This is a genomic window from Paractinoplanes lichenicola, assembly GCF_016785085.1.
In the GTDB taxonomy this organism is placed as follows: domain Bacteria; phylum Actinomycetota; class Actinomycetes; order Mycobacteriales; family Micromonosporaceae; genus Actinoplanes; species Actinoplanes lichenicola.
On record NZ_JAENHO010000005.1, the window covers coordinates 694,596 to 708,605 of the forward strand.

Genomic DNA, 14,010 nt, shown 5'->3' on the forward strand with positions numbered 1-14,010 from the left:
AGTTCCTGACAGTGATAAATGGGCACGTTGGCTAGGCCTGGATACCTAGCGCATGATCGTTGGAGGCGGTCTAATAGGTGAGACCGTATGAACCGCACAGTCTGGGACGTGAGGATTCAAGATGCCAGCCACGGGCACAGCCACCAGCACTGAGAAGGGTCGCCGAATCGTCGGCAGCGAGCGCCAGTCGTTAGCGAAGGATCTGGTCAAGCGTTACACCGGCGGGGAGAGCATTCGCGCTCTCGCCGCATCGACCGGTCGTTCCTACGGATTTGTGCATCGCGTGCTCACCGAGTCCGGCGTGCAGCTCCGCCAGCGTGGTGGCGCGCGTCGCCGCAAGAAGGCGTGACGACCGGCGACGCCGCACCCGGCCTCCCCGCCGACGAGTCGGGCGTTCGCTACGACCTGGACGGGCCGGTGGCAACGGTGACGTTGTCCCGGCCCGAGGTGCTCAATGCGCAGACCCCGGCGATGTGGGCCGAGCTCTCGAACATTTCCCGGAAATTACCGGGGGACGTGCGAGTAGTCATTGTCCGGGGCGCCGGACGTTCCTTTTCCGCCGGCCTGGATCTGTCGGTCGCGCGCGGTGAAGGCGATTCTTCACTCGTCAAGCTTTCGCAGTTGTCACCGGACGAGTGCGCGGATCGGATTGCCGGCTTCCAGTCGGCGTTCACCTGGCTGCGTAACCCGTCCATCGTGACGATCGCGGCAGTACAGGGCCATGCGATCGGCGCCGGTTTTCAACTGGCGCTCAACTGCGACATGCGCGTTCTCGCCGATGACGCGCGGTTCTCGATGGCCGAAGTGACCCTCGGGCTCGTCCCCGACCTGGGCGGCACAAAACGGCTCACCGAGCTCGTCGGCCCGTCGCGGGCGCTGGAGATCTGCCTGACCGGCCGGCGCATCCCGGCCGACGAGGCGCTCGCCCTCGGGCTGGCCACGGCCGTGGTGCCGGTGGCCGACCTGGACGGGGCCGTCGCCGACCTCACGGCCGCTGTCCTCGCCGCCGACCGCGGGGCCGTCGCCGAGATCAAGGCCCTGCTGGCCGGGGCCGGCCAACGGTCGTACGACGAGCAGGACCGCGCCGAGCGCGAGGCGCAGACCCGCCGCCTGCGCGACCTGACAGAAACGGAATAGCCCCCTCACTTCCCGGAGTTGTCATACCCGGCGGGCAGACTCCTCTCTGCCCGCTCCATGACACCCGGGAGGTGACGAGATGAGCATGTCCAGCTGGATGATGCTGCGCTCGATCGAGAACTCGGACCGGGTGGCCAAGCACAGCCTGCGCCGGGGCACGACCCGGCGGATCCTGCGTTACGCCCGGCCCTATCGCCGCGACATCGTGGTCTTCCTGCTCACCGTGGTGCTCGCGGCCGGCATCGGCGTCGCGACCCCGCTGCTGGCCGGTCACGTGGTCAACGCCATCACCGGCGGCGGCGCCGACGCGGCCGCCACGATCATCCGGCTCGCCGTCTCGATCGCCGTGCTGGCGGTCGCCGACGCGTTCCTCTCCCTCGCCCAGCGGTGGTATTCGGCCCGCATCGGCGAGGGCATCATCCTCGACCTGCGCACCCGGGTCTATGACCACGTGCAGCGCATGCCCCTGCAGTTCTTCACCCGCACCCAGACGGGCGCCCTGGTCAGCCGGCTCAACAACGACGTCACCGGGGCCCAGCGGGCCTTCACGTCGACGCTCTCCGGCGTGGTCAGCAACGTCATCCAGCTGGTGCTCACCGCGGCCGTGATGTTCAGCCTGTCCTGGCAGATCACGTCGCTCTCGCTGTTCCTGCTGCCGGTGTTCATCATCCCGGCCCGCCGGGTCGGCAAACGGCTGGCCGAGATCACCCGCGAGTCGTACAACCTGGACGCCAAGATGAACGCGACGATGACCGAGCGGTTCAACGTCGCCGGCGCGATGCTGGTCAAGCTGTTCGGCAGCCCCGGCTCCGAGGCGTCCCGCTTCGGCGAGCGCGCCACCCGGGTCCGCGACATCGGCGTGCAGCAGGCGATGTATTCGCGCACGTTCTTCGTGGCCATGCTGCTCGTGGCGTCGCTGGCCCAGGCCCTGACATACGGGCTGGGCGGCTGGCTGGCGGTCACCGGCAGCGTCACCGCGGGCACGGTCGTCACGCTGGCCCTGCTGCTGACCCGGCTCTACGGCCCGCTCACCGCGCTCAGCAACGTGCGGGTCGACGTGATGAGCGCGCTGGTCTCGTTCGACCGCGTCTTCGAGGTGCTCGATCTCAAGCCGGGCATCGAGGAGCGGGCCGACGCGGTGGCGCTGCCGGCCGGGGCGGGGCGCGTCGAGTTCGACGACGTGCACTTCCGCTATCCGAGCGCGAGCGAGGTGTCGCTGGCGACCCTGGAGGACGTGGCAACCCTCGACCGTACGGAGAACGCCCCTGTGCTGCGCGGCGTCGACTTCACCGTCGAGCCCGGTCAGCTGGTCGCGCTCGTCGGGCCGTCGGGCGCGGGCAAGTCGACCACGTCGATGCTGGTCTCCCGCATCTACGACGTCACTTCAGGAGCCGTACGGATCGACGGCGTCGACGTGCGTGACGCGACGCTCGACTCCCTGCGCGACACCATCGGCGTCGTCACGCAGGACGCCCACCTGTTCCACGAGAGCATCGCCGAAAACCTGCGGTACGCCCGGCCCGACGCGACCGACGAGCAGATGTGGGAGGCGTTGCGCGGCGCCCAGGTGGCCGAGCTGGTGGCCGCCCTGCCCGACGGGCTCGACACGGTGGTCGGCGAGCGGGGCTATCGGTTCTCGGGCGGCGAGAAGCAGCGGCTGGCCATCGCTCGACTGCTGCTCAAGAAACCGTCGATCGTGGTGCTCGACGAGGCCACGGCCCACCTCGACAGCGAGTCGGAGGCCGCCGTCCAGCGGGCCCTGGCCACGGCGCTCGAGGGGCGCACGGCCCTGGTCATCGCGCACCGGCTCTCCACGGTGCGCGAGGCCGACCAGATCCTCGTGCTCGACCACGGGCGCATCGTCGAGCGAGGCCGGCACGAGGAGCTGGTGGCTGCGGGCGGGCTCTATGCCGAGCTCTATCGCACCCAGTTCGCGGCGGGGTCGCCGGTCTTCCAGGACGAGGTCGAAATCGTGACGGTGCCGGCCGGGCAGATTGAGCCTTAGGCGGCTTTGCGGCCGCTGAACGCCAAGAGGCGCTCGAAGTCCCCGGCGCCGGCCGGGGCTTCGACGACCTCGTCCTTGAAGGCGCCCATCTTGCGGCCCATCGGCGCCATCTGCTCCATGAAGGGCAGCAGGGCCTCGACCGCGCCGTCGGCGGGGGCGTAGGGCTGGCGGGTGGCGGTGGCCAGATCCCACCCGTGGATCGTGAGGTCGGCCAGGGCCAGGTTGCCGACCACGGCCTGCGGCAGCCCCGAGCCGGGCGCGACGCCGTCGAGGGCCGCCGGCTCCGACCAGGCGTCGATCATGAGCTCGGTCTCGCGGGCGAACCGCTCCCGCCAGCCGCCGGCGATCGAGTCGGGCGTGTCGCTCATGTCGAGCGGCTCCCGCTTCGCGGCCCCCTGGAAGGCGACGACCACCTGGAACAGGTGATTGAGCAGGTCACGAACCTGATACTCGGCGCACGGAGTCGCGTCGGCCAGCTGCTCGTCGCGGATGCCCTGGACGATCGGGACCGTCCGCTCAGCCGCCGCCGCCATCAACGTGCTGATCTCGGTAGTCATGGCGTCGACCGTAGCGAAGCCTCGCGCAGTTCGGCATAGGCCGCGGCCAGCGTGTCCACCGTGTAGTGGGCGTTGAGGCCGCTCGGGTTGGGCAGCACCCAGACCGGCACGCCGCCGACCGTCTCGGTCTGCAAGCCCATCGCGGCCTTCGGGCGGGCGAACGCGCTCCGGTACGCCGTGACGCCGAGAACGGCCAGGTAGCGGGGCTTCAGCTCGGCGGCCAGGGCGGCCAGGATCGCCCCGCCCTCGATCAGCTCGGCCCGGGAGAGCTCGTCGGCCCTCGCGGTCGCTCTCGCCACCACGTTGGTGATGCCCAGGCCGAGCGCCGGCAGCTCGGACTGCTCGGACGGGTGCAGCTGCCGCTCGGTGAAGCCGGCCCGATGCAGGGCGGGCCAGAAGCGGTTGCCCGGGCGGGCGAAGTGGTGACCCGTCGCCTCCGAGTACAGGCTCGGGTTGATACCGGAGAAGAGGACCCGCAGATCGGGCCCGATCATGTCGGAGATCACAGGGTGCGCAGGACGCCGCCGTCGACGGCCACGGTCACGCCGGTGACGTAGCTCGCGGCGGGGGAGAGCAGGAACGCGGCCACCCGCCCGAACTCGGCGGGCTCCCCCAGACGGCGCATCGGGATCGAGTCGGCGACCGCGGCGGCGTCACCCGAGCTCTTGATCAGCTCACGGTTGCGGTCGGTGAGGATGCGGCCGGGGAGCAGGCCCACGATGCGCACGCCCCGGGGCGCGTACTCGTCCGCCATGTCTTTGGCCGCCATCGCCAGACCGGGCCGCAGGCCGTTGGACAGACCCAGGCCGGGCGACGGCGACTTGACCGTCGTGGAGAGCACCAGCCCGATCGCCCCGCTCTCGGGCAGAGCCGACGCGAACACCCGCGCCGCCCGGACCGAGCCCAGGAACACCGTCTCGAACGCCGTACGCCATTGGTCGTCGGTCATCGAGGCCGCCGTGCCCAGCGCGGGACCGCCCACGGAGATCAGCGCGCCGTCGAACCGTCCGAACTGCTCCACCGCGGTGTCGGCCAGCACCCGGGCCGCCGCGGGGCCGGCCAGGTCGGCCACCACCCCGGCCGCGACACTGCCACCGCCGAGCCGCTCGACCGCCGCCTCGACGTTCTTCTCGTCGCGCGACGAGAGCACCACCCGGGCCCCGTCGGCGACCAGCGCCTCGGCCGTGGCGAACCCGAGCCCGCGCGAGGCTCCGGTGAGAACGTAGACGCGGCCGGCGAGTCCGAGATCCATGCCTAGGATCGTAGGGCGTCCGCGGTGGCCGCGTCGGCGGGCAGGAACGTCTCGATGGCCAGCTCGTCGAGGGTCACGTCGAGCGGCGTGCCGAGCACCGACGTCACGCTGAAGAAGGCCAGGTCGTCGAAGCGCAGCGGCACCACCAGCCCGTCCGGCCGCACAGCCGGGCCTGGCGTCCCGCCGGGATAGCCCGCCAGCTCGGCGCGCAGCTCTCGCAGCACCGGGTCGGCCGTCGCGGCGGCCTGCTGGTCGAGCCGGTGCAGCACGTGCGCCCGCCACTCGGCCAGGTTGCAGATCCGCGGCGCCATGCCCTCCGGGTGCAGCGACAGCCGCAGCACGTTGACCGGCGGCTCGAGCAGCCACCCGGCGCACCCCGCGGTGAACCGCCCGACGGCGTGGTTCGCGTCCACCATCGTCCAATGGCGATCGACCAGGAGCGCCGGGCTGGGCGCGTGACCCGCCAGCACGTCGCGCAGCGCGGCCAGCACGCTCGCCAGCCGCGGGCCGTCGAGAGCGGTTTCCCCGTACGCCGGAGCGAAGCCCCCGGCCAGCAGCAGCTCGTTGCGCGAGCGCAGCGGCACCGCCAGCTCCTCGGCCAGCCGCAGGATCATCTCGCGGGTCGGCCGGGAACGGCCGGTCTCGACGAACGACAGGTGCCGCGCCGACACTCCGGCCCGCACCGACAGTTCCAGCTGGCTGAGCCGCCGCCCGGTCCGCCACTCGCGCAGCAGCTGCCCGACGCCGCTCACGACCTCGACCCCGATCTTCATGGCCGGGACGCTATCGTCCGGCCCTGACATTTTCCGCCGCGTGGCCCGGGCCTGTGGACAACCGAGGTGCCTGTGGATAACCGGCCGCCGCTGCCGGGCACTGTTTTAGGGTGGTGGCCCCCTGGTCGGGCGGGCCGGGGCTGGTGGGGGTGATCATGAAGGACGGCGGAGGGTCCACACTCGACCGGAGAGTTGGACGGCGACGGCGCCGCCGGTGGCGCGGAGGGCCGGGCCCCTGCGGGAGCTGGGCGCGTTCCGGCCGTTGTAGTGCCACGCGACCTCCCGTTCGGCCAGCTCGACGGCCGCCACGGCGGGCAGCGCGTCCCGCGCGGCCAGGTCGCGCGCCAGGTCCCAGCCGTCCCGCAGCGACCCCTGGCTCGGGCGGGTGGCCGCCCACTCGGCAAACGTGAGCTTCCACCGCGTCCCATGACCGGCCGCGAGCATCGGCCACTGGCGGGCCACCTCGCCGGCCCGCTTGCGCAGCAGCGCAACCCGGGCCGCCTCGAACCGGGCGCCGTCGATTCCGGCCGGGACGGCTCCGCCGGAGGTCAGCGCCGCGACGAGGGCGGCCTGCTGGTCGGCGAGGCCGCTCATGTCACCGACGGATAGCCGGAGGCCCGGGCGATCGCGTCCAGCTCCGCCGTCAGCGCCGCGGCCGGGGGATAGTCGCCGTCGCGTTCCAGCATCAGGGCCGGCGGGCGCTGCCGGGCGCTCAGCTCGCCCACCAGGTCGAGCACCGGCTGCGGGACCGCGTCGGTGTGCGTGTCGTGATAGAGACCCTGATGCTCGGCGCCGCCGGCCACGTGCACGTAGGCGACCCGGTCGAGCGGCAGCTGGTCGAGCAGCTCGAGCGGGTCGGTGCCGCGGTTGCGCGCGTTGGCGTAGACGTTCGCGATGTCGAGCAGCAGCAGCGCCCCCGAACGGTCGAGGATCTCGCCGATGAACTGGGCCTCGGTCAGCTCCTCGTCGGGCCAGTCGAACAGCGCGGCGATCGGCTCGAGGGCGATCGGCACCGGGATCTGCTCCCGGACCCGCCGCACGTTCGCCACCACGGCGTCGACAGCTTCCCTCGTACGGGGTAGGGGCAGCAGATGGCCGGCCTCGACGCCCCCGGCCCGCACGAACGCGATGTGCTCGCTGACCAGGGGAGCGTCGAGCCGCTCGGCCACGGCCGCGAAGTGCGTCACCCGCTCCGGGTCGACCGGCTCGGCGCCGCCCAGCGACAGGCGGACGCCGTGCGGGACGACCGTGACTCCCCGGTCGAGCAGGACCTGCAGGCCGGGCGGCAGCTCGCCGTGCGCGTGCACCGACTCGGCGACCACCTCGGCGAACCGCAGCCCCGGCAGGCCCTCGACGAAACCGGCGATCTCGGGCCGCCAGCCGATCCCCACGCCGTACGGGGGTGGCGTGTCAGCCACCGCAACCGCCGCCCCCGCCGCAGCTGCTGCCGCCGCCGCACGAGGAGGAGCTGGAGCACGAACTGCCGCTGCCGGCGTCGCCCCCGCTGCTGCCCCCGGTCGCGCCGCCCGTCGCCGCGATCCGCTGCACCTCGGCCTCGGCCGCGAACGCCGGGTCCATCGTGTAGAGGGCCGCGCCGCCGTAGAGGGCGACACCCATCGCCGCGCCCGTCGCGCCGTACGTGGCGTACGAGGGGCTGTTGCTCGGCGCCAGGTAGTTGTGCTTGTAACGGAAGTCGCGCATGGACCGGTTGGCCACGTCGGTCGCCCAGCGGCGCGAGCGCAGCAGCGTGAGCGTGAGGACGAACGCGCCGATCGTCGCGAAGACCATGAACAGGACCGGCTTGTCGTTGTTCGCGCCGGCGATCACCCGGGCGACGCCGACCACGATCAGGGCCAGGCCGCCGATGATCCAGAGCCGGGCCTCGCGCATCTGGCCCGCGCTGACCGCCAGCCCGTTGCGCTCGAGGCCGTCGCGCAGCTGCTCCAGCGCCGACGCGACCCACTGGTCGCCCTGCAGGTCACGGGTGCGGACCCCGCGGGCGGCGGCGTTGTAGATCGCGCTGTCGAGCGGGGTGACCCCGGCCGGCAGCGGCCCGGACTGCACGAGCGTGCGCCCGGAGCCGGTGCCGATCGCGCCGGCCGCCCGCAGGCCGCCCAGCGCGGAGTAGACGGCGAGGCGGTCGCCCCCGTTGAGATAGGCCACCTGCTGCGGGCCCAGGTTGTCGACCGTGGCCCCGCGAGTGCCCCGGAACAGCGCCTTGCGGTGGACCGCGGCCAGGATCGCGATCGCCAGGCCGGCGGTGATGAAGTAAGTGAGAAAGGTCGGGCCGGAGATTCCCCAGGTGTCGTTCACGGGCTGGACCTCCCTGCAGATGTGGCGTCTATGAGCCTCATTGTGCAGACCGGCGCAACGGTTGTGATCAGGCCCTTCGGACGGCTTCCTCGACCAGATCGAGGACCCGGCTCAGCTCGCCCGGCGGGCGGCCCGTGGCCAGGTGCAGCACCAGGCCGTCGTACGCCAGCTCGAGGAACTGGGTGAGCACCTCGACCGGCACGTCGTCGCGCAGCACACCGGCCTCACGCTGGCGCTGGAGCCGCTCGCGGGTGGCGTCGGCGATGGCCGCGGCGCGCTCGGTCCACCGCTTGGCGAACGCCGGGTCGGTGCGCAGCCGCCGCGACACCTCGAGCTGGGTGCCGAGCCAGCCGGCCGTGTCGCCCTCGCTGCCGCCGGCCCGGGCCAGCAGGTCGCGCATGACCTGGACGAGACCGTTGCGGGCGACCGTCTCGACCATCGCGGCCGCGTCGTCCTCGGCCACGGCCAGGAACAGCGACTCCTTGTCACGGAAATGGTGGAAAATCGCACCGCGGGACAGCCCGGTTGCGTCCTCCAGCCGCCGCACTGTCGCACCCTCGTAGCCGAACCGCGCGAAACAGTCGCGCGCCGCCGCGAGAATCTCGTGGCGGCGGGCGTCCAGCTGGTCCTGACTTACTCGGGGCACGCACTGGATCGTGTCACGTGCCCCTTTCGCATGCAATCCGTACGTACGTCTTGGCAAGTTCGGGGCAGCGCGGGGGAGCGCGGCACGCTAGTGAGCAGCAGCGACCGGACGGATGGCGCGAATTCCCCCAACCCGGCCGTAAGTTGTTTACAACACTGGACTACTCGTTGCCCCTTCCGCTCACGTAAAGTGCCCGGGTGCCCCTCGTCCTGATAGCTCTAGACGACACCCTGCTCGACCGCAGCGGTGCGTTCAGGCTGTGGGCGAAGGGTTTTCTCGATGAGATCGGGGCGCCACCGGAAGATCTCGACTGGTTACTCTCGGTCGATGCCGACGGCCTGACCTCCCGCTGGGACCTGGCCGACCTGATCCGCGACCGCTATCAGCTCACCGTCCCGTCGATCGACCTCGTCGACGAGCTGCACGCGGGGCCGCCCGCGTTCGAGAAGCTCGACCCCATGGTGGGCTGCGCGCTGCAGATCGCCGGCGACGCCGGGCTCGTCCCCGTAGTGGTGACGAACGGCAAGGCCGAGATCCAGGACAGCCGCATCCGGCGTACGGGGCTGGATCGGTATGTCGCCGACTGGGTGATCTCGGAACGGGCCGGGGTGAGCAAGCCCAACCCGCGGATCTTCGCGCTGGCCGCCCAGCGGGTGCGGATGCGGCTCGGCGGCGCGTGGGTGGTGGGCGACAGCCCCGAGGCCGACATCGGCGGGGCCGCGGCGATGGGGCTGCCCAGCGTTTGGCTGCACCGGGGCCGCGAATGGGTCGACAACCGGTTCGCCCCGACCCAGGTCGTGGGCAATGTGATCCAGGGGATCTCGGCCATCATGGCCGCCGCTAAATAATCGGTTGCGCTGCCCGGCGCCGTTCGGGAGAGTGTTCGCGTGCCCGCAATGGGCTCCGAGAGAAGAGGGGGTGTGGACCGATGGCTGTCTTTGCGATGCCCGCTGTCCTTCTTCTTCCTCTCTCCAAGGAGACCCTCCAGTGCGCGAGCACGACTCTTTCGGCCCGTCCACCATGCGCCGCGGCCGCCGCAAGTTCGATGACGACGACTCCGACTTTCTGAAGCGCGGACGGCCCGAGCCGCAGCTGAAGGAAGACCCCGACCTGCCCGAAGTCGGCGACCGCTGGTCGACGTGGGACGGCTCTCTCAAGGGCCCCGAGCCCCGCCCCGACTGGGTCCGCACCGAATACGGCGCGGTCGACACCGAGCTCGGCATGCTCAAGACCGGCAAGGAAGCCGACGTCTATCTGGTGCGCCGGGCCGTTCCCGACACCGACAAGGTCAGCATGCTGGCCGCCAAGCGCTACCGCGACGGCGACCACCGGCTGTTCCACCGCGACGCCGGCTATCTCGAGGGGCGCCGGGTCCGCCGCTCGCGCGAGATGCGGGCCATGACCAATCGCACCTCGTTCGGCAAGGAGATGATCGCCGGCCAGTGGTCGATGGCCGAGTTCGGCGCGCTCAGCCACCTCTGGCAGGTGGGCCAGGAGAGCGGCCTGGTGCGCGTGCCCTACCCGGTGCAGCTGATCGGCACCGAGCTGATGCTGGAATTCATCGGCGACTGGGAGACCGGCGAGGCGGCGCCCCGGCTCGCGCAGGTGCGGGCCGACCGCGACGAGCTGGCCGGCCTGTGGGGACAGATGACCGACGCGCTGTCGGTGCTGGCCCGCGCGCAGGTGGCGCACGGCGACCTCTCGCCGTACAACATCCTGGTGCACGAGGGGCGGCTGGTGCTGATCGACCTGCCGCAGATCGTGGACGTGGTGGCCAACCCGCAAGGGGCCGACTTCATCGCCCGCGACGTGCGCAACGTCGGGGCGTGGTTCACCCAGCGCGGCCTTCAGGTCGACACGGACGAGCTGCTGGAAAGGCTGCTCTACGAAGCCGGCCTGAGATGACCGCTCAACGAAGCCGGCTTGAGATGACCCGCCGTACGAAGCCCGGACCGCGGCCGCCGAAGACCCGGCGGCCGCGGCCGGGGCCGCGTCACTGCAGGTAGCCCTCGACCTCGCCGACGCTGTGCGCCTGCTCGGCGTTGGGGTCGTTGCCCACCTCACGGGCGGCGCGCCGACGACGGAGCAGGTCCCAGCACTGGTCCAGGGCCTCCTCCAGATCCTTGAGCCGGGCGTGCTCCTCGTCCGAGGAGATCTCGCCCTTGCCCAGCTGCGTGCGCAGCTTGTGCTCCTCATCGACCAGGCCGTGGATCCGGCTCAGCACAGTCTTGTCATCCATGCGCGAAGCCTATTCGCAAGTGCTGCCGCCTGTTAGGTCAGCATGGTCACCACCGCTTTTGCCTCAGCATGATCACCACTGTTTTGTCTCGGCGTGATCATCGCCGCTTCAGCCCAGCATGATCACCACTGCGGTCGCCGCCAGCAGAGTGGCGGCGGCCCGGCGCGGGCCCAACGGCTCGCGCAGCACGAGGACGGCGATCAGGCCCGCCCACAGCAGGCTCGAGCTGCGCACGGCGGCGACGAGCGAGAGCGGGGCGTGCAGCGTGGCGAACAGCCCGAGCAGGTACGACGCCGGGATCAGCACCGCGAGCAGGGCGATCGCCCTCGGGTGGCGGCGGAACTGGGTCATGCCCTCGGGCAGCCGCCGGCGCAGCAGGACAGTGAGCAGCACCAACTGCAGCAGCGACCCGAACCCGTAGAAGAACAACGGGTCGGCGCCCAGCTCGACCACGGCGTACCCGTCGAACGTGGTGTACGCGGCGATAGTCACGGCAATCGCGGCCGACCACAACACCGCCCCGCCCGATTCGGGCCGCTCGCCCAGCAGCAGCGCCACGGCCGCGGCGAGCAACAGAACCGCGATCCACTGCGGCGCCCCCAGCCACTGACCCAGCGCGGCCGCCCCCGCGAACGCCACCAGCACTGGCGCCAGCCCCCGGGACAGCGGGTAGACCTGCCCGACGTCGAACCGCTTGTAGGCGCGTTGCAGGCAGACCGCGTACGCCGTGTGCAACAGCGTGCTGATCGGGGTGAGCAGCATGAGCCGCCCCGCCGCCGCCCCGGCATGCGCGATGGCCAGCGGCGCCACCAGCACGAACGCGACCAGGCTGGAGGCCCAGAGCGCGGGCAGGCCGTCCATGGCGGTGCGTTTGGCCGTCGTGTTCCACCCCGCGTGCGCGATCGCCGACCCCAGGGCAAGAGCCACACCCAAAACCATCGTTCCCCCGTACGCGTAGACAGTGTCTATCTGGTAGACACTGTCTACGTGATGGCGGGTGAGGATGTAAAGGCCGCTCTCGTGCGGCACGGCGCGCTGCTGCTCGACGAACAGGGGCTGGCCGGCTTCACGGGCCGCGAAGTCGCTCGCCGTGCCGGCGTGTCGCACGGGGCGCCGCGGCGCTACTTCCCGACGCTGGCCGCGCTGCTGTCGGCCGTGGCCGCCACGGGGTTCGCCGACCTGCGCTCCCGGATGGAGGCCGCGACGGGTGGCACGCCTAGCGGCAGTTCCGGCGGTTCCGGCAAGGAAGTGAGTACTCACATCGGCCCTGAGCGTGATGTGAGTGCTTACTTACCAACGCAAGGCAAGGCGGTCGGCGGCTCGGTCAGTGATGAGAGTGCTCACTTACCGGGGGGAGGTGTGGCAGGCGGCGGGCCGGCTGGCGATGTGAGTGCTCACTTACCCGGGCGGCGGGCGGCGGCAGCGAGGCTGGCGGAGCTGGCGCGGGCGTATGTGGAGTTCGCGCGGGAGCGGCCGGCCATGTTCGAGCTGATGTTCCGCCACGACCTGCTGGAGGGCTCGGGGGAGCACCTCCGCGAGCACAGCACCCCGATTTTTGAGGCCGCGTCCGATTTGGTGGCACGCACCGGCGTACGGGAACCGCAGTTGGCAGCTGTCGACCTTTGGGCCGGGGTCCATGGCCTGGCCGTGCTGGCAAGCCGTCGCGCCCTCGGTTTGATCACCGGGGAGTCGATCGCCGGCCTGCTGGAACGTCAGCTCCGCGCCCACCTGAAGTTCTAGAGCTCTCGCCGCAAAAGCACTAGATCGGTCAGCGGTGCTCCGGCAATCTGGCCCTGACCGTCGGCGGCGAACGGCCTCGCCCCGGTGACCGGGTCTCCTCAGTCCTGGCCGGGGCTGGCCACCGGTAGTCCGACGGCCTTGGCGCAATCGAGCAGCCGCCGGTCATACGTCACAAAGGCGGTGAGCGGCGCGCCGGCCTCGTTGGTGACAACCTGAGCGGTCGCGAGGTGGATGGCGTCGAGACTCCGCAGCATCGGCTCGGAAAAGGTCGCTGCGGTCGCGCGAACCGTGCTGTCGATCTCGAGCCGGTAAACGCGGCCGACGGCAGCCGGCACGCCGATCAGGGATTGCGGCGCCGATCGGCGGACGGCCCGTGGCACCTCCACCTCGATCAGCGCGGAAGAGATCAGGGGTACGTCCTCGTGGGCGTTGAGCCAGGCGACCAGGTCGGCGCTGTGGGCCTCCTGCCGAACCAGTTTGACGACGGCGGCGGAATCCAGATAGATCACCAGCGCTCCTCGTCCCGCATCTCGGTCAGTGCCGCGGCCACGTCGACGTCCTCGTCGCCGAGGGACGGGGGCAGCGGTACAGGGCCGGTGCTGGTCGGGGGCACTGCTCGGCCGGCCGCCACAAGCTTGGTCAGGGTCGACCGATCGTCGCCGACGGGGACGAGACGGGCGATCGGGCGCCCGCGATCGGTGATCTCGACAGTCTCGCCACCGCTGACGCGGGCCAGGACCTGGCTCGTGTTCTGGTTCAGTTCGCGGATACCGATGGTGTCCATTCCTGAAGTGTAGAACTAAATGTTCTACAGCGTCAGGGGCGGAGTTCGCGGGCGGCGGTGGAGGAGATCGTGGCCAGGGTGGGGCGGGTGGGGAGGAGCAGGGTGGGGATGCCGAGGGACTCGTTCATGGCGGCCAGTTCCTGCTCGTGGCGCACGTCGGTGGGGTTGCGGACGCCGCGGACAATTACTGCGATGTCGTGGCGGTGGCAGTAAGTGGCGGTGAGGCCGCGCCAGGCGGTGACGGTGACGTTGTGCCAATCCGGGGGCAGGGCCTCCCGTACGGCGGTGGCTCTGGTCTCGCCGGCTCGGGTGGGTTGTTTGTCGCCGTTCACGGCTACCAGGACGACCAGTTCGTCGAAGAGGTGGCGGGCCCGGCCGGCGATGTCGAGGTGGCCGGGCGTGACGGGGTCGAAGGTGCCGGGGAAGACGGCGCGCGTCATGGCCGACAGCTTAGGCCGGTCGTGCGCTTCGGCCTCGAGTTGCAGCTGGGCCGGCAGGGAACCCCGGTTCACGCCATTGCTTTTGTCGCGGCCGACGAGCGTACGGAATGCAGGAAAGCGGAAC

Annotated in this window: 19 protein-coding genes; 6 read left to right on the forward strand and 13 right to left on the reverse strand. The window is 71.1% G+C overall.

Features of this window, described 5'->3' with window-relative positions; all coding sequences use genetic code 11:
• Positions 1-121 precede the first annotated feature (121 nt).
• From JKJ07_RS20695 to JKJ07_RS20705, 3 genes are all read left to right on the forward strand, one after another.
• Entirely contained in the window at positions 122-349 is a 228-nt protein-coding gene (locus JKJ07_RS20695; protein ID WP_133872162.1) for a helix-turn-helix domain-containing protein, read from the forward strand.
• Positions 346-1,137, forward strand: a complete 792-nt coding sequence (locus JKJ07_RS20700; protein WP_202993220.1) for an enoyl-CoA hydratase/isomerase family protein — start codon at positions 346-348, stop codon at positions 1,135-1,137. The genes JKJ07_RS20695 and JKJ07_RS20700 overlap by 4 nt, the downstream gene beginning before the upstream one ends.
• An 85-nt stretch (positions 1,138-1,222) precedes the next feature.
• Positions 1,223-3,142, forward strand: coding sequence for an ABC transporter ATP-binding protein (locus JKJ07_RS20705; protein ID WP_202993340.1), 1,920 nt, complete (start codon positions 1,223-1,225; stop codon positions 3,140-3,142).
• On the opposite strand, the gene JKJ07_RS20710 is transcribed toward JKJ07_RS20705, so the two are convergent.
• From JKJ07_RS20710 to JKJ07_RS20745, 8 genes are all read right to left on the reverse strand, one after another.
• Positions 3,139-3,699, reverse strand: coding sequence for a TIGR03086 family metal-binding protein (locus JKJ07_RS20710; RefSeq protein ID WP_236029359.1), 561 nt, complete (start codon positions 3,697-3,699; stop codon positions 3,139-3,141). The two genes, JKJ07_RS20705 and JKJ07_RS20710, sit on opposite strands and share 4 nt — an antisense overlap.
• Positions 3,696-4,193, reverse strand: coding sequence for a G/U mismatch-specific DNA glycosylase (mug, locus tag JKJ07_RS20715; RefSeq protein WP_202993221.1), 498 nt, complete (start codon positions 4,191-4,193; stop codon positions 3,696-3,698). The genes JKJ07_RS20710 and mug overlap by 4 nt, the downstream gene beginning before the upstream one ends.
• Positions 4,194-4,201: 8 nt before the next feature.
• Positions 4,202-4,951: an SDR family oxidoreductase gene (locus JKJ07_RS20720; protein ID WP_202993222.1), complete on the reverse strand. Its 750-nt coding sequence runs from the start codon at positions 4,949-4,951 to the stop codon at positions 4,202-4,204.
• A gap of 2 nt (positions 4,952-4,953) precedes the next feature.
• Positions 4,954-5,724, reverse strand: coding sequence for a helix-turn-helix domain-containing protein (locus JKJ07_RS20725; RefSeq protein WP_202993223.1), 771 nt, complete (start codon positions 5,722-5,724; stop codon positions 4,954-4,956).
• A gap of 153 nt (positions 5,725-5,877) precedes the next feature.
• Positions 5,878-6,318, reverse strand: a complete 441-nt coding sequence (locus JKJ07_RS20730; protein ID WP_202993224.1) for an SCO6045 C-terminal-like domain-containing protein — start codon at positions 6,316-6,318, stop codon at positions 5,878-5,880.
• Positions 6,315-7,142, reverse strand: a complete 828-nt coding sequence (locus tag JKJ07_RS20735; RefSeq protein WP_202993225.1) for an MbnB/TglH/ChrH family RiPP precursor modification enzyme — start codon at positions 7,140-7,142, stop codon at positions 6,315-6,317. Before JKJ07_RS20735 ends, JKJ07_RS20730 begins: the two co-directional genes overlap by 4 nt.
• The gene (locus JKJ07_RS20740; RefSeq protein WP_202993226.1) at positions 7,135-8,037 is read right to left on the reverse strand and encodes a TIGR04222 domain-containing membrane protein; all 903 of its coding nucleotides are present in this window, start codon (positions 8,035-8,037) and stop codon (positions 7,135-7,137) included. The genes JKJ07_RS20735 and JKJ07_RS20740 overlap by 8 nt, the downstream gene beginning before the upstream one ends.
• Positions 8,038-8,104: 67 nt before the next feature.
• A complete protein-coding gene (locus JKJ07_RS20745) occupies positions 8,105-8,683 on the reverse strand; it encodes a TetR/AcrR family transcriptional regulator (RefSeq protein WP_202993227.1) in 579 nt (192 codons plus the stop codon).
• Positions 8,684-8,880: 197 nt separating this feature from the next.
• Between JKJ07_RS20745 and JKJ07_RS20750 the strand changes: the two genes are divergently transcribed.
• Together JKJ07_RS20750 and JKJ07_RS20755 are read left to right on the forward strand one after the other, a co-directional pair.
• Complete coding sequence (locus tag JKJ07_RS20750) at positions 8,881-9,531, forward strand: HAD family hydrolase (protein ID WP_202993228.1); 651 nt, start codon at positions 8,881-8,883, stop codon at positions 9,529-9,531.
• A gap of 139 nt (positions 9,532-9,670) precedes the next feature.
• The gene (locus JKJ07_RS20755; RefSeq protein ID WP_438871423.1) at positions 9,671-10,588 is read left to right on the forward strand and encodes a serine protein kinase RIO; all 918 of its coding nucleotides are present in this window, start codon (positions 9,671-9,673) and stop codon (positions 10,586-10,588) included.
• Between the two features lie 88 nt (positions 10,589-10,676).
• Here JKJ07_RS20755 and JKJ07_RS20760 read toward each other — a convergent pair whose 3' ends face one another.
• Positions 10,677-10,922 (reverse strand): DUF2630 family protein, encoded by a 246-nt coding sequence (locus JKJ07_RS20760; protein WP_202993229.1) that lies wholly within the window; start codon positions 10,920-10,922, stop codon positions 10,677-10,679.
• 108 nt (positions 10,923-11,030) lie between these two features.
• Positions 11,031-11,849, reverse strand: coding sequence for a hypothetical protein (locus JKJ07_RS20765; protein ID WP_202993230.1), 819 nt, complete (start codon positions 11,847-11,849; stop codon positions 11,031-11,033).
• A gap of 63 nt (positions 11,850-11,912) precedes the next feature.
• Between JKJ07_RS20765 and JKJ07_RS20770 the strand changes: the two genes are divergently transcribed.
• On the forward strand, positions 11,913-12,662 hold the full coding sequence (locus JKJ07_RS20770; protein ID WP_202993231.1) for a TetR/AcrR family transcriptional regulator: 750 nt from the start codon (positions 11,913-11,915) through the stop codon (positions 12,660-12,662).
• 98 nt (positions 12,663-12,760) lie between these two features.
• Here the strand turns inward: JKJ07_RS20770 and JKJ07_RS20775 are convergent, their stop codons facing one another.
• The 3 genes from JKJ07_RS20775 to coaD are packed head-to-tail and all read right to left on the reverse strand — an operon-like array spanning position 12,761 to position 13,886.
• Positions 12,761-13,171 (reverse strand): type II toxin-antitoxin system VapC family toxin, encoded by a 411-nt coding sequence (locus JKJ07_RS20775; RefSeq protein WP_202993232.1) that lies wholly within the window; start codon positions 13,169-13,171, stop codon positions 12,761-12,763.
• Positions 13,168-13,446 carry a type II toxin-antitoxin system Phd/YefM family antitoxin gene (locus tag JKJ07_RS20780; RefSeq protein ID WP_202993233.1) on the reverse strand — a complete coding sequence of 93 codons (279 nt, stop codon included), beginning with the start codon at positions 13,444-13,446 and terminating at the stop codon, positions 13,168-13,170. The genes JKJ07_RS20775 and JKJ07_RS20780 overlap by 4 nt, the downstream gene beginning before the upstream one ends.
• A gap of 32 nt (positions 13,447-13,478) precedes the next feature.
• Positions 13,479-13,886 (reverse strand): pantetheine-phosphate adenylyltransferase, encoded by a 408-nt coding sequence (coaD, locus tag JKJ07_RS20785; protein WP_202993234.1) that lies wholly within the window; start codon positions 13,884-13,886, stop codon positions 13,479-13,481.
• Positions 13,887-14,010 lie beyond the last annotated feature (124 nt).